General features: G+C 67.3%; 15 protein-coding genes. 11 read left to right on the top strand and 4 right to left on the bottom strand.

Annotated features, from left to right (window positions below):
* From AC1DDG_RS04675 to AC1DDG_RS04645, 7 genes are read left to right on the top strand one after another with little or no spacing between them, the layout of a single operon-like run.
* Entirely contained in the window at positions 1-684 is a 684-nt protein-coding gene (locus tag AC1DDG_RS04675) for a DUF5947 family protein (RefSeq protein ID WP_476875116.1), read from the top strand.
* Complete coding sequence (locus AC1DDG_RS04670) at positions 681-1,367, top strand: DUF6084 family protein (protein ID WP_476875115.1); 687 nt, start codon at positions 681-683, stop codon at positions 1,365-1,367. Before AC1DDG_RS04675 ends, AC1DDG_RS04670 begins: the two co-directional genes overlap by 4 nt.
* Entirely contained in the window at positions 1,364-2,860 is a 1,497-nt protein-coding gene (locus tag AC1DDG_RS04665) for a hypothetical protein (protein ID WP_476875114.1), read from the top strand. Before AC1DDG_RS04670 ends, AC1DDG_RS04665 begins: the two co-directional genes overlap by 4 nt.
* Complete coding sequence (locus AC1DDG_RS04660; protein ID WP_476875113.1) at positions 2,857-2,976, top strand: DUF6893 family small protein; 120 nt, start codon at positions 2,857-2,859, stop codon at positions 2,974-2,976. The genes AC1DDG_RS04665 and AC1DDG_RS04660 overlap by 4 nt, the downstream gene beginning before the upstream one ends.
* Positions 2,973-3,581, top strand: a complete 609-nt coding sequence (locus tag AC1DDG_RS04655; RefSeq protein ID WP_476875112.1) for a hydrogenase maturation protease — start codon at positions 2,973-2,975, stop codon at positions 3,579-3,581. Before AC1DDG_RS04660 ends, AC1DDG_RS04655 begins: the two co-directional genes overlap by 4 nt.
* Before the next feature lie 13 nt (positions 3,582-3,594).
* Entirely contained in the window at positions 3,595-3,852 is a 258-nt protein-coding gene (locus AC1DDG_RS04650; protein ID WP_476875111.1) for a HypC/HybG/HupF family hydrogenase formation chaperone, read from the top strand.
* Between the two features lie 58 nt (positions 3,853-3,910).
* Positions 3,911-4,249 carry a hypothetical protein gene (locus AC1DDG_RS04645; RefSeq protein WP_476875110.1) on the top strand — a complete coding sequence of 113 codons (339 nt, stop codon included), beginning with the start codon at positions 3,911-3,913 and terminating at the stop codon, positions 4,247-4,249.
* Between the two features lie 113 nt (positions 4,250-4,362).
* Here the strand turns inward: AC1DDG_RS04645 and AC1DDG_RS04640 are convergent, their stop codons facing one another.
* Complete coding sequence (locus tag AC1DDG_RS04640; RefSeq protein WP_476875109.1) at positions 4,363-5,136, bottom strand: DUF6390 family protein; 774 nt, start codon at positions 5,134-5,136, stop codon at positions 4,363-4,365.
* A gap of 184 nt (positions 5,137-5,320) precedes the next feature.
* Here AC1DDG_RS04640 and AC1DDG_RS04635 point away from each other — a divergent pair, with 184 nt between their 5' ends.
* From AC1DDG_RS04635 to AC1DDG_RS04625, 3 genes are read left to right on the top strand one after another with little or no spacing between them, the layout of a single operon-like run.
* Entirely contained in the window at positions 5,321-6,472 is a 1,152-nt protein-coding gene (locus tag AC1DDG_RS04635) for an ABC transporter substrate-binding protein (protein WP_476875108.1), read from the top strand.
* On the top strand, positions 6,462-7,586 hold the full coding sequence (locus AC1DDG_RS04630; RefSeq protein ID WP_476875107.1) for a FecCD family ABC transporter permease: 1,125 nt from the start codon (positions 6,462-6,464) through the stop codon (positions 7,584-7,586). The genes AC1DDG_RS04635 and AC1DDG_RS04630 overlap by 11 nt, the downstream gene beginning before the upstream one ends.
* Complete coding sequence (locus tag AC1DDG_RS04625) at positions 7,579-8,337, top strand: ABC transporter ATP-binding protein (RefSeq protein WP_476875106.1); 759 nt, start codon at positions 7,579-7,581, stop codon at positions 8,335-8,337. The genes AC1DDG_RS04630 and AC1DDG_RS04625 overlap by 8 nt, the downstream gene beginning before the upstream one ends.
* 214 nt (positions 8,338-8,551) lie before the next feature.
* Here the strand turns inward: AC1DDG_RS04625 and ppc are convergent, their stop codons facing one another.
* Entirely contained in the window at positions 8,552-11,362 is a 2,811-nt protein-coding gene (gene ppc / locus AC1DDG_RS04620) for a phosphoenolpyruvate carboxylase (protein ID WP_476875105.1), read from the bottom strand.
* A gap of 221 nt (positions 11,363-11,583) precedes the next feature.
* Here ppc and AC1DDG_RS04615 point away from each other — a divergent pair, with 221 nt between their 5' ends.
* Complete coding sequence (locus tag AC1DDG_RS04615) at positions 11,584-12,402, top strand: DUF1684 domain-containing protein (protein ID WP_476875104.1); 819 nt, start codon at positions 11,584-11,586, stop codon at positions 12,400-12,402.
* A 3-nt stretch (positions 12,403-12,405) separates the two neighbouring features.
* Here the strand turns inward: AC1DDG_RS04615 and AC1DDG_RS04610 are convergent, their stop codons facing one another.
* Complete coding sequence (locus AC1DDG_RS04610; RefSeq protein WP_476875103.1) at positions 12,406-13,605, bottom strand: acyl-CoA dehydrogenase family protein; 1,200 nt, start codon at positions 13,603-13,605, stop codon at positions 12,406-12,408.
* Complete coding sequence (locus tag AC1DDG_RS04605; RefSeq protein ID WP_476875102.1) at positions 13,602-14,411, bottom strand: SDR family NAD(P)-dependent oxidoreductase; 810 nt, start codon at positions 14,409-14,411, stop codon at positions 13,602-13,604. The genes AC1DDG_RS04610 and AC1DDG_RS04605 overlap by 4 nt, the downstream gene beginning before the upstream one ends.
* Between the last annotated feature and the right edge of the window lie 84 nt (positions 14,412-14,495).

Here is a 14,495-nt window from a genome sequence, read left to right as displayed (position 1 = left end):
ATGGGGACCGGGCGGCTGACCCGGCCTGTCGGCGCTGGCAGTTCGGGCGGCCTGCCGGTGGCCCTGCTCCGCAGGATCTCCGCCAGCCGTCCTGCACGCCCGCCCGGTGAACGCTGCGAGATGTGCGGTGAGCCCATCGCGGACGCGCACCAGCACGTGGTGGACCTCGAGAGCCACGCCATGATGTGCACCTGCCGCCCCTGCTATCTCCTCTTCACCGACAGCAACGCCCACCTCCGCTACCGCTCGGTACCGGACAGATACTTCTCCTTTCCCGACTTCGAGCTGGGCCCGGGCCAGTGGGATGAGCTGGAAATTCCGGTGGGCCTGGCCTTCTTCTTCCGCAGCTCCAGGCTTGACCGGACCGTCGCCTTCTACCCCGGGCCCGCCGGGGCCACCGAATCGGAGCTGCCGTTGGACGCCTGGGGCGCCGTGCTGGCGCGCAATCCCGCGCTGTCCCTGGCCGCCCCGGACACCGAAGCCCTCCTGATCCGCGGTCCCGGGCCCGCGCACCCGCAGGCAGACTGCCACCTTGTCCCCGTCGACGCATGCTACGAACTGGTCGGCCAGCTCCGCCGCCTCTGGCGGGGTTTCGACGGCGGCCAGGAGGCCCGTGATCAGCTCGCCGCGTTCTTCAGCCGGATCAGCAGCCGCAGCAAACCCGTGCCCGGAGGCCTCCCGTGACCGGGCTGACGTTCGCCGTCGTTGATATCCGGCCCGAGCCGTATGCCGCGGCACCTCAACTTACAGCCCGGCTGCGGCTGACCGAGGCCACCGGGGCCGCCGTTCACGCCATCGCCCTGCGGTGCCAGGTCCGCATTCTGCCGCAGCGCCGCGGGTACGCGGACGAAGAAGAGCAAGGGCTGCTCGACCTTTTCGGCGGCCGCGGCCGGTGGCCCACAACCCTCAAGTCCTTCCTCTGGATGCAATGCAGCACCATGGTGCAGGGCTTCACGGGCAGCACCGAATTCGATCTGCCGCTGCCCTGCACCTTTGACTTCGACGTTGCCGCGGCCAAGTACCTGCATGCCCTCCGCGAGGGCGAAATTCCGCTGGAGCTGCTGTTCTCCGGCACCGTCTTCACCAAGGGGCAGACGGGGTTCGGCGTAGAACAGGTGCCCTGGGACCTCGAGGCTTCCTACCGGCTGCCTGTGGATGCCTGGCGCCGGCTGATGGACCAGTATTTCCCGAATGCAGGCTGGGTCCGGCTGGACAGGGACGTGCTGGCCGCCCTGGCGCAGTACAAGTCCGCACGCGGCCTCACATCGTGGGATGCCGCCGTCGAAAGCCTGCTGGCTACTGCAGCCGCCCGGGTGCCGGGCGACGGCGCGGCCGGAGACGGTGTGGCAGGAAGCCTGGTCCCATGAACATGAGTCTGAGCCTTGCCAGGGCGGTGGCGGATGCCGTCCTTTACGAGGGTTACCTGTTGTACCCCTACCGCGCCTCGTCGCAGAAGAACCAGGCGCGCTGGCAGTTTGGCATCCTCGGCCCTCCAGGTGCGGCGGACTCGGGCGCCGGGGAAGAACCCGGCATGTACGCCGACTGCCTGCTGAGCCGCGGGCCGCAGGCCGAAGTGGAAGTGCATCTGCGCTTCCTGCAGCTTCAGACGCGCACCGCGGAAAAAGCGGACGACGGCGGCGGGTTCAGTCCGGTGGATGAGCTCACCATCGGTACCGCTCACTGGATCAGCTGGGATGAGGCAGTGGAACAGGACATAACCCTGGGGCCCTTTCCGCTCTCGCAGCTGACGGGGGCCGGCTCGCCGCTGATCGTGCCGGTGGAGGTCCCGGCAGGCCAGGACATCGAGGAACTTACCGACGGCAGGGGACGGCTGACGGGGCAGTCCGCCGGGCGGCTGGTACGCCGCCGCCGGGAACTCCGGGGTGAAGTCAGGCTCGAAACCACCGCCGTCACCGGCCGGCTGGTGCGGCTTCGGGTGTCGGCGGCGAACACGGCCACGGACTTCGCAGCATCGGACGTCCGCGGGCGGGGCAACAGTCACAGCGCCATCTCCACATCGTTCATCGGCACCCACTTGCTGCTGGACCTGAGGGACGGAGATTTCCTCTCCCTGCTCGAGCCGCCCCAGGACGCACAGGATGCCGCCTCGGCGTGCTCCCAGCATCGCTGCTGGCCTGTGCTGGCCGGTCCGGAAGGCCAGACGGACGTACTTCTTGTTTCCCCCATCATTCTCTATGACCATCCTGCGGTAGCGCCGGAAAGTTCGGTGGCACTGTATGACTCCACTGAGATCGACGAGATCCTCACGCTGCGGGTGCTGACCCTGACGGAGGAGGAAAAAGCGGAAGCCCGTGCCACGGATCCGCGTGCGGGGGCGATCATCGACCGCTGCGAAGCGATGTCCGCCGAGGAACTGCAGCAACTGCACGGCATCCTGCGCAATCCCCGTGCGCTGGGTGACCCGGGCCCTGCGCCGGAGGGCCCTCCGCCGTCGGACGGGCCGCCGCTTTACGCCACACCCGGCGATGAGACCGCCGGTGATAGACCGTGGTGGGACCCCGAGGCGGACGCCAGTGTCCAGCCGGACAAAGACGCGGTCCTGATCAACGGGGTCCCGGTGTCGCGCGGCAGCCGGGTCAGGGTGAATCCCACCCGGCGGGCGGACGCCCAGGATCTGTTTTTTGTCGGGCAAACGGGGCGCGTTACGAGCGTCCACTTCGACGTCGATGGCAGCACCCACGTTGGCTTGGTGCTCGAGCAGGACCCGGCTGCGGACCTCCACGAGGGTTACGGCAGGTCCTTCTACTACGCGCCGGAAGAACTTGAACCGTTGGAACCTATGCCGCCCGGAACAAGTCCCCGGTTTCAGGATCAGGATGGAAAGGAAGGCCCGCGATGAGGATTGTAGGAATGGCCACCGTTTGGGTTCTCGCGGCGGTGGCCCTCGGCGCTGTTTACGTGGGGCTTCGCTCCGTCCCGGACATCCAGCGCTACATGAAGGTGCGCCGGATGTGACGTCCGGCATCCAGCCCCCCACCATCTCCCCCGGGCCCGGGGAGCCCGCGGTCCGTGTCCTCGTGGCCGGAGTGGGCAATATCTTCCTGCGTGACGACGGGTTCGGTCCGGAGGTCGCACGGAGGCTGGCCGCGGAGGTAGCCCTGCCGATGCCGGGCGTAACGGTGGTTGACTACGGCATTCGGGGCATGCATCTGGCCTACGATCTGCTGGGCGGCGTGGACGTTTTGGTGCTCGTGGATGCGGTGCCGCCGGACGGGCACCTGCACGCAGCGGGACCGGCGGACCCGGACCCGTCAGCGGCACGCGAACCGCCTGCGGAGTCAGCCCCGGGAAGCATCCGGGTTCTGCATGTACGTAGCGAGGATCTGGACGGCGCCGCTTCCCTCGACCCGCATGGCATGGACCCGGTAGCCGTCCTTGGCCGCCTCCGGTCCCTCGGCGGAGAGCTGCCCCTCACCTATGTGGTGGGCTGCGTTCCCGCGGACGTGACAGAAGGCCTCGGCCTCTCCGCCACGGTTGCGGCCGCCGTTCCGCGGGCGGTGGAAGCCGTCGGCTCGCTCGTTGCCCGGCACAGTGTCCGGCACTCTTCCATCAGAACCTAAGGCGGTAGCGGTCATGTGTCTCGGAATACCAGGCCAGGTCATTGAGCTCGTTGAGGGCTACGGCGGTCAGCTCGCCCTCGTTGATGTGGCCGGTGTGCGGCGGAAAATCAATATCGGACTTCTCGACGACGGCCCGCTGGCGCCGGGCAGCTGGGTTCTCATCCACATGGGTTTCGCCCTGGAGCGGGTCGACGACGCAGGCGCCGAACGGGCAATGACCGGCCTGGAACTGATGGGCCGCCCCAGAGAACCCGAAGGTGATACCCGCTAGAAACCGGTCAGGACAGCCGGAGGCGGCTGACGAACACAAATACAGCGAGGAGAGCAAGATGTCACCCACGGATGAACCCACTCCGACCGAGCCGGCCGAAGGGACAGCCCCGGGCACGGCGCGCGCGTTCGGCAGCGAACCGCCGCTGAAGGAGCCGGCACACCCTGGCTCTGATGAAACCCCCGAGGACGCGGCTCCCCCACCGCGGGGTGTCGGCGAGAGCACCACCCGTCGGGGTGAGGACGTGGTCAAACAGGAGGGCACGGAGGCCGGGCGCGAACACACGGGCACCGACGAATCTCCGGCTGAGCGTCCCACCGGCGCGTCGTCTCCGCGCGGATCCACCGGCGTGAAGCCTCCAGAGGATACGGACGGCGCGGCGCCGCACTCACCATAGCTTTCAGCATCTGCCGCCAGGACCATGTCTACGTCCGGACCATGCCTACGTCCGGTTGCCGCCGCAGGGCGCTGTACGCCGGGCGCAGTGCTATCCGCAACGCTCAGGCAGTTCTACCGCTCCAACGCTATTGCTGCGCCGCGGTGCTCCACGCCGCTGTTCGCAATCTTGAGGTGGCGGGCTGTGAAGTACTTCAACTGCTGCAGCTGATGCGGGCTGAGGCGGTCGCACACCCAATCCCAGTGGAGTGACACCACGTCCCCTGCCGCGAGGCCCGCCACGAAGCCGGTGCCGTTTACGGCATACTTGGCCGACTCCACCTCCGGGCCGCCCACCTCCAGCGTCGTTCCATCCCATGACAGCGGCCAGGTACGCACTACTGCGTCGTCGCCGGTGACAGCCAGCACCTCACCCCACCGGATCCGGCACCGGTCCAGCACGTGCAACGCTGTGGCGTACCGGCGGTCATCGCGGAGCAGACCCAGCCACGGGTAGATCTCGAAGACATGGAAACTGTGGTGCGGTACTCCGCCGGCCAGAACGCCTTCCACAAGGTGCGGGAACTGCCTGCCCGTGCGTGCACGGAAGCGGTCTTCCATGGAGTTGCCGATGTTGGTGATGCCCACGGAGTCCAGCAGGCTGTTGCCCACCCAATACGCCTCGACGACGCGGGCGTCCAGCGGGTCCGGTATGCCATGGGAGCCGGCGATCAATTCCAGGTAAGGCCACGCCCCCGCGAAGCCCTTGGCCAATTCGCGCAGGCCCTCGTCGGTCACGCCAGACTGGCCGTAGTGAAGGAGTGCGTCGCTGTCCGGGGGCCCGCAGCTGCCGCGCGAATTCGGCGGGTAGGCATAGCGGACAAACAATTGGGCACCGTCGATAACCATCAGCTGGCCACCTTCTGCAAGGGTCCTCTGAAAGTAACACCGGCCCCTGTCACCGACAAGTGGCAGGCAAGTACCGGACAGCCCGAAACCCGGCTAGCGGCGAATGGGAAGCCTGCGATGGGCAGCGTTGACAGCCATGCGGTTCGAGCGGATGCTGTGAAGAACCGAGCTCAGGGGGTCAGACATGGGAGTCGCCGATCTGAACCGACGCACGGCCCTTCAGGTGTTTGTGGCGGGAGGTTCAGCAGCCCTACTGGCGGGATGCGGCGCATCCGGCTCCGCACCGCCGTCGTCCCCTTCCGGCAGCGGCACCCAAGCCGGCGCGGAAAACATCAGCGTCACCGACCAGCGCGGCAAGACCCTCACGTTCGCCCAGCCCGTCACCCGCGTGGTGACCATCCCCATGCCCTCCGCATCGCTGCTCGTGGCCGTGGACCGAAGCGCCGACCATCTCGCCGCCATGCACAATGTGTCGTGGGTGGCGATGCGCGACGGCATCATGGGCACCATGTTTCCCCGCACCCTGGACCTGCCGCATGAAATCGCCACCCAGGACTTCACGGCGAACGTTGAGAGCGTGCGCGCCCTGAACCCCGACGTCGTCATCCAGTGGTCGGATGAACAACTCGTCGAACCGCTGGAGAAGGCCGGCCTGCAGGTGATCGGCCTGAAAAACACGGGCAGGCAGGAGGATGTGGACGCCTGGGTGACCTTGTTCGCCGCGATGCTCGGCAAACCGGAACGCGCCACCGAAATCAAGGCCCGCAGCGACCAGGAACTGGCGGAGATCAAATCTCTGGCAGCCGGCCGCGGCACCAAGGGCCCCAGCGTTCTCTACTTCAACCGCTTCACCGGCGGCCTGAAGGTTGCTGCAGCCAACAGCTACAACGACTTCTACATCAAGCTCGTCGGGGCCACCAACCCGGCCACCGGCACCGATCCCCTGCCGGGGTCCGGCATGGTGGGTCTCGACGTCGAGCAGGTCCTGCGCTGGGATCCCGAGGTGATCCTGCTGGGCAACTTCGATGCGGCCATGCCCCAGGACATCTACTCCGATCCCGTGTGGAAGGACGTTTCGGCGGTGCGCTCCCGCCGTGTGTACAAGGTGCCGCTCGGCGGCTACCGCTGGGACCCGCCCGGCCAGGAGTCGCCGCTGATGTGGCATTGGCTGTCCGACATCGCCTTCCCTCGGCAGCAGTCGGGGCTGCGTGGCAAAGCCACCGAATACTTCCGGTTCCTCTACAACCATGAGCTGACGGCAAAGGAGCTGGACAAGATTCTCTGGACTGAGGCAAACTGCGGGTCCGCCCACTACCAACAGTTCAATGCTGGATGAAGCGAGGACTCCGCGCCTTAACCGCAGGGGCCTGAACAGCCGCCGCCTGCGGGCTGACCGGAAGGCATCGGGCCGGGGTCCCCTCGACCGGCGCCGCGAACCTGCTATCTTCGGGCCCATCGCCCTTACCGCCGTTTTCCTGGCAGCCGCAGGACTGCTGGCACTGGCAGTCGGCCGGTACAACGTGCCGGTGTGGCATGTCGTCCAGATCCTCGGGGCCCAGCTCGTTCCGTTCCCCACCGAGGCAAGCGGCACGGAGCAGAATGTCGTTCTGCTCGTCCGGATGCCGCGGATCCTGCTCGCCCTGCTGGTGGGCGGCGGCCTGGCGATCGGCGGCGCGGCCCTGCAGGCCATCTTCCGCAATCCGCTGGTCAGCCCCGAAATCATCGGGGTTTCCGCCGGCGCGTCCTTCGGCGGTTCCCTGGCTTTGCTGCTCGGCCTGGGCACGTTCCTGCTGGTCGCCGGTTCCTTCGTTTTTGGCCTGGTTGCCCTCGCCACGCTGTTCCTGATCACCTCGGGCCGGGCAGGAACCCCGATGCTGATGATCGTGCTCGGCGGGGTGGTCACGGGTTCGTTCTTCTCCGCCCTGGTCGCTTTGGTCACGTACATCGCGGACCCCAACACCACCCTGCCGGCCATCGTCTTCTGGCTGCTTGGCAGCGTCGCCACAGCCACGTTCACGAAGGTCCTGGTGGCGCTGGTCCCCGTCCTGGGTGGCGCCGCGATACTCCTGCTATTGCGCTGGCGCATCAACGTGCTTTCACTGGGCGACGACGACGCCGCCGCCCTCGGGGTACAGCCCGGTCCGCTGCGCTGGGTTGTGCTGGTTGCGGTGGCCCTGATCGTGGCCGGGGCGGTTGCTGTCAGCGGTGTGGTGAGCTGGGTGGGCCTGGTGGTTCCGCACCTTGCCCGGATGTGGGTGGGACCGGACCACAGGGTGCTGCTGCCCGTGTCCTTCCTGCTGGGCGGGGCCTACATCGTCCTGGTCGACACCCTTGCCCGGACCGCGACTGCCGGCGAGATTCCGCTGGGAGTGCTCACCGCCCTGATTGGCGCGCCCGCCTTCTTCCTGCTTCTGCGCCGGAACCGGGAAAGGATCTGGGACAGTGCTTGAACTGGAGCGGGTGGGCTTCGGCTACACGGCGAAGGAGTGGCTGTTCCGGAACGTCAGTTTCCGGGTGCCGGCCGGCACGGCCACCGCAGTGCTCGGACCCAACGGCAGCGGCAAGACCACCCTGGTGCGCTGTGCCGCCGGCCTGCTCGCACCGGCGGAGGGAACGGTCCGCCGCACCGAAAGCGCCGGATACGTGCCGCAGGCCCACGGCAGCGCCTTCGCCTACCGCGCGCTGGACATGGTTCTGATGGGACGGGCGAGGCATGTAGGTGTCTTCCGGACACCGGGGTCTGCGGACCGGGCAGCTGCCGCGGAGGCGATGGAACGCGTGGGCGCCGGCGGCCTGCGGGACCGGTTGTTCCCCACCCTAAGCGGCGGCGAGCAACAGCTGATTCTCATCGCGCGGGCCATCGCATCCGGCTCCCCCGTCCTGGTGCTGGACGAGCCCGCTACGGGCCTTGACCTGAAAAATCAGGTCCGGGTCCTGACCCTCCTGCGCGAACTGATGGCCGGCGGAATGGCCCTGCTGCTCAGCACCCACCACCCCGACCATGCCCTGCAGCTCGCAGACCGCGTGGTCCTCCTGGGCCGCAGCGGCGCCCGGACCGGTCAGGCTTCGGAGCTGCTCACGGACTCGGCGCTATCCGACCTCTACGGGGTGCCGCTGAGCACAGTCACCTATGCCGACGATGACACGCGCCGCCGGACCATCGTAGTGCACTACGGCGCGGCATACAGGGACCACCCCTGACCCCCAAACGCTCTCTCACCTACCGCACCAAAAACCCAAACGCTCTCTCACCTACCGCACCAAAAACCCAAACGCTCTCCCACCTTCCGCACCCAAAACCCAAACGCTCTCTCACCGGGTGAGAGAGCGTTTGGGAAAAGACGGCAGGAAGTGAGAGAGCGTTTGGGAAAAGACAGCGGGAAGTGAGAGAGCGTCGGTGGTTTAACGCCCTGCGCTACCCCGTGTTGCGCAGGCCGGCCGCGACTCCGTTGACAGTGATGAGCATGGCCCGCTGGAGGCGCTCGTCGATCTCGGCACCGGAAATGCTGGTCCCTTCGGCCCTCACACGGCGCAGGAGTTCCACCTGGAGGTAGCTGATGGGGTCCAGGTACTGGTCTCGGATTTCCAGTGACCGCTTGAGCGTGGGCTGGGCGTCCAGGAGCACGTTCTCGCCGGTGAGGTTCTGGATTTCCGTGACCGTGAGCTCGTACTCCTCGCGGATGGCGCGGAAGAGGTGGTGCAGTTCCGGGGGAACCAGGGTGTCCACGTAGTAGCCGGCAATGTCCATGTCCGTCTTGGCAAGCGTCATCTCCACGTTGGAGAGCACCGAGCGGAAGAAGTGCCAGCCTTCCATCATCTCCACGAGCTGGCCTGAGTTGCCGGCCTCGCGGGCAGCCTTCAGGCCGGAGCCCACGCCGAACCAGCCGGGCACGATCTGCCGGGACTGGGTCCAGCCGAACACCCACGGGATGGCCCGCAGACCGCCGAGGCCGGCGCCCGAGTCGGGGCGCTTGGACGGGCGGGAACCGATCTTGAGTGAGCCGAGCTGCTCCACGGGCGTGGAGGCCATGAAGTAGGCCGGCAGGTCGGGGTGGTCGATCAGGCTGCGGTAACGGGCAAAGGCGGCGTCGGAGATGGTCTCCATGACGTGCCCGAAGCGCTCACGCTGGTCATCGGACGTCCGCGGGGTGCGGTGCAGCGCGGAACCCTGCATGACGGCGGCCAGCGACAGCTCCAGGTTCTCGCGGGCCAGTTCCGGCAGCGAGTACTTGTCCGAGATGACTTCGCCCTGTTCGGTGAACTTGATTTCACCCTCGAGGACACCGTTGGGCTGGGCCATGATTGCGTCGTACGTGGGCCCGCCGCCGCGGCCGACGGATCCGCCGCGGCCGTGGAAGAGGCGGACGCGGACGCCGTGCTTGGCAGCGATGTCGCGGAGCTTGCGCTGGGTCTTGTGGATCTCCCACTGGCTGGTCATCACACCGGACTCTTTGTTGGAGTCCGAGTAGCCCAGCATGACTTCCTGGACATCGCCGCGCAGGCGGACAAGTTCGCGGTAGGAGGGATCGGACAGCAGCTGGTCCACGATCTCCGCGGAGGCCCGCAGTTCCTCCACGGTTTCGAGCAGCGGGGCGAAGCCGATCTTTGCGTACGGGGCGTCGCCGAAGAGGCTGACCAGCCCGGCCTCACGTGCCAGGACGGCAGCGGCAAGGACGTCGTCGGCGCCGCGGGTCATGGAGATGATGTAGGTCTCGATGACGTCGGGGCCGTAGGTGCGCAGGGCGCGCCGGATCTCGCGGAAGACGTCGTACGTGCCGTCAGCAACGCCGTCGAGCTTAATCGGGTGGCCGGACAGCGGACGGCGGGACGCCAGTTCCGCGCTCAGCACCTCAAGACGCTCGCCGCGCGTCAGTTCGGCGTACCGGATGCCAGGGCCGCCCAGGCGGTCCATGAGCTGCCCGACGGCGTCATGGTGGTGGTCGGCGTGCTCGCGGATGTCCAGGGTGGCCAGGTGCAGGCCGAAGGAGGCGATGGCGCGCCGGACGCGGGCCAGGGCACCATCCGCGACGAGCGACGCCGAGTGGTTCCGCAGCGAGAGTTCCAGCAGCTCCAGCTCGGAGATGAGCTCCTCGGTGGAGGTGTAGTCGCGGCCGGGCTGGTGCGCCGACCCTGCCGACACCCGCTTGCCCGTGTTAATGAGCTTGGCCTTAATGCAGGTCAGCTTGAGCCGGTAGGGCTCCTGGGCGTTGAGCTCGAGGATGCGCCGGTCCAGGCCGGGCAGCTTCGCGAGGTCCGCGTCGATCGAATCGAGCAGCGCCTGGTCCGCGCCGGCCAGGGCCGTGGAGTTGGACAGGATCGAGATGAGCTCGTCGAGCATGGCAATGCTGATCCGGACGGCGTTCTGGTTCTGCAGCTGGAGGATGTCGTGGGTCACGGCCGCGGTGACATTGGGGTTGCCGTCGCGGTCGCCGCCGATCCACGAACCGAACCTGATCGGGGCGTTCTGGGCAGGCAGGGTGACGCCGTGCTCGCCGAGGAGTGCGGACAGGTCCGTGAGCATCTCGGGCAGGGCGTCGGTGAGGATGCTGTTGAGGTAGTAGATGGCGTTGCGGGCCTCGTCCACCGGGGTGGGCCGGACCTGGCGGAGCTCGTCCGTCTGCCACATCTGGTCGATCATCTCGGACAGCTGGCGGTCCTGCCGGCGGCGGGCAGTGGTGCCCTCCGCTGTGGGTTCGGCCAGCACATCGGAGAGCTTGCGGATCTTGTCCAGCACCGAACGGCGGGAGGCCTCGGTGGGGTGGGCAGTGAAGATGGGCCGCACGTCCAGTTCGTTGACCACTTCCTGCAGCACGGCCGGACCGGCCTGGCCGGCGATGTCGGCGACGGCCTTGGCGAGCCAGCCGTCCTTCTCCTGCCGCGTGCGCAGGCCGCGGACCCGGTGGACCTGTTCGGCGGCGTTGGCCAGGTGGAAGTAGAAGGCAAAGGCGCGGACCAGGTCGGTCGCCTGCTCAAGCGGCAGGGAGGCGAGCAACTCGCGGACCTGGGCAACGACGTCGTGCGCGCTCCACGGACCGGTGGCATCCGCACCGCCACGGGCGGCCTCCTTGGATTCTTTGGTCAGCAGGCGCACCTGCTCCACGAGATCCAGGAGTTCGGGGCCGTGCTGGCGGACCAGCGATTCGCCCAGCAGGGTGGAGACGCGGCGCACGTCCGCACGGAGTTCTGCGGCGAGATCTGTTTCGGAATTCATTGCAGTGTCAGCCATGGAAACTATCTTTCGAGGGTTCGGACTTGGCTCGTACACTGCGCTGGATACTGTGAGCCGGGTTACTTGTTCCTATGGAATGTTACCCGGAGCGTGCTGCAGCCGGGAATATGTCTCAGATGCTGTCGCGCCCTTGAAGTCGTCCGGGCGGGCGGGGTAAGGGCGGAATGACGTGCCTCCGCTTAAGGTTGTACAGGCAGCCACTCACCGTTGGAGGAACCATGAGCACCGCCCCAGATGCCCAGCTGGAACGCTGGCACCGCTTCCGGAACAGCCGCAACACCGCCCTCGCTTCGAAGCACGGCTGGCTCACGCTCACGTCGTTCCAGTGGCTGGAAAGCCAGCCCTCCGCCGTCGAACTCGCCCCGGGCCTGTGGTCAGCGGACGGCACGACGGCGACTCTCACCGCAGTGGCGGCCGACGGGCTGACGTTCGTGGAGACCGGCGGGCCCGTCGACGGCACCGTCACCGCACGGCTCGCGGATGAGGAGTCGCTGATGTGGGTGCAGTTCGGTGGCGCGGACGGCGCGCAGGTGGTGGTGGAACTGGCCATGCGTGCGGACAAGTATGCCATCCGCACCCGGGATGCACAGTCGCCGGTGTTCACCGGGTTCGACGGCGTGCCCACCTTCGACTATCGCCCGGACCTGGTGGTCGAGGCACGGTTCGAGGCGTTTCCCGAGCCGGAGGACGTTCCGATCGCCACGGCCAACCCGCTGGTGGACGGCGTGCACAGGAGTGTTGGCGAACTCGTCTTTCGGCTGCCCGGAAAGGACCACGAGTACCGGCTCCATGCAGAAGAGGAGAAGCTCGGCGCCCTGACCGTCACATTCCACGACGAGACCAACGGGGACACCACCGACGAGTGGCGCAAGTTGTCTACGGCCCGGCCCCGGCCTGACCGCTCGGTGATCCTGGATTTCAACCGTGCCATCAACTACCCCAGCGCCTTCACGCCTTACGGCACGTGCCCGATGCCGGTGAAGAACAACAGCCTCGACGTCCGGATCGAAGCGGGCGAAAAACAGCCCAACCCCTGAGCGTCAGGCGATCGCGGACACCCCAGTCACGGCGCGGCCCACGATGAGCGTGTTGATCTCGTAGGAGCCCTCGTAGGTGTAGATCGCTTCAGCGTCGGCGAAGATCTTGGCCATCCGGTAGTCCGTGACGATCCCGTTGCCGCCAAGGACGGACCGCCCCATTGCCACCGTTTCGCGCATCCTGGCACTCGTGTAGGACTTGGCCAGGGCCACCTGTGCCATGTCCGCGGCACCCAGGTCCTGCAGCTGCGCGATCCGCACCATCATGCCCATGCTCGCCACGGCATTGCCCAGCATCGACACCAGCTGCTGCTGGATGAGCTGGAACTTCGCGAGCGGGCGCCCGAATTGACGGCGTTCGACGGCGTACTGCCGGGCGACGTCGAACGCCGCCAGCTGCTGCCCTACCGCCTGCCATGCCACGCTGATCCGCGATCCGCGCAGCAGGGCGTTCGTATCCGCGAAGCTGTTGATGCCGGCAAAGCGGTCCGCCTCGGGAACACGGACGTCCTCGAACAGGATGTCGGCGTTCTGCACGGTCCGCAGTGCAATCTTGTTCTCGATTTTGCTCCGGCTCACACCGGGGAGGCCCGCGTCCACGATGAAGCCACGGATCGCGCCGTCGGCCTCGTCGCGTGCCCAGACCAGCATGTAGTCACAGAACGTCCCGTTGCCGATCCAGCGTTTGGCGCCGTTGAGCACCCAGCAGTCGCCGCCGTCGTCCGCCCCTCCGACCACCCGGCGGGCCCTGGTCTCCATGCCGCCGGCGACGTCGGAGCCGTGCTCCGGCTCGGTCAGCGCGAACGCGCCGGTGGTGCGAAGGTTCGAAGCGTCGTCGAGAAGCCGGCTCCGCTGGTCCTCCGAGCCGAATTCGTAGAGCGATTCCACGAAGAGATCGTGGTGGACAAGGAAGAAAGTGGCGATTGAGGTGTCCACGCGGGTAATTTCAGCGATCACCAGCCCCGCGAACAGGTTGCTGTAGCCACGCTGGGCCGGGGTGCTGAGCTCCAGCGCGGCGAGCTTCGGCAGGAGGTGCGACGGAAATTCGGCCTTGTTCCACCACTCCCCCGCGTACGGGGCAATCTCGGCAGCGAGGAACTCCCGCAACTCACTGAGCTTGCGCTGTTCCGGAGCGCTGAGCAGGGATTCGTAGTCGAAGAAGTCTGCCGTGGGCAGGGTTTCGAGGGCGGTCAGCGGCGTCATTTCGGGCCCATCCGGATGGCACCGTCGAGGCGGATGGTTTCGCCGTTCAGCATGGCGTTGTCAATGATGTGCGCGGCGAGGTTGGCGTACTCGGCGGGCCGGCCGAGCCGGGACGGATGCGGCACCTGCTTCCCGAGTGATTCCTGGGCCTCTGCCGGCAATCCGGCCATCATGGGCGTCTCAAAGATGCCGGGCGCAATGGTCACCACACGGATCAGCGACCGGGCCAGTTCCCGGGCCAGCGGCAGGGTCATGGCGGCCACGGCACCCTTCGATGCGGCATAGGCCGGCTGGCCGATCTGTCCGTCGAACGCGGCAACAGAGGCCGTGTTGATGATGACGCCGCGCTCTTCCCCGCCCAGCCCGGTGACCGCAGGCTCCGTGGCAGCCATCGCCGCGGCGGCCAGGCGCACCACATTGAAAGTGCCCACCAGGTTGATCTGGATGACGCGGTTGAAGGTCTCCAGCGGCAGGACGCCGTCGCGGCCCAGAACCTTGCCGGGGGTCGCGATACCGGCGCAGTTCACCACGATCCGCAGCGGACCCAGCGCCACGGCGGCGTCGACGGCGGCCTGCACCTGGGCCTCGTCGGTTACATCGGTGGGGGCAAAGACGGCCGTGTTCCCGCCGCCGGCGGCGTCCGCAGCGCGGCTGGCGTTCAGCTCACCGGCGTAAGACGCGCCGGCAGAGGAGCCGAGGTCCGCGAGCACCACTGATGCGCCGGCGTCGAACAGGCGACGGGCCGTGGCAGCGCCGAGTCCGGACGCCCCGCCCGTGATTAGCGCGACAGAACCCTTGATGTCCATACATCCTCCTTGATGCGGAAACCGGCGACCGGCGGCGAACATTAGTTAGTGAATGTTAACTGAAAGCAACCCCGGGCGCACCTT

It is taken from the genome of Arthrobacter sp. 10L430 (genome assembly GCF_056395245.1).
Note: the sequence above shows the minus strand (reverse complement) of the source record. Positions and strands in the feature narration are given on the sequence as shown.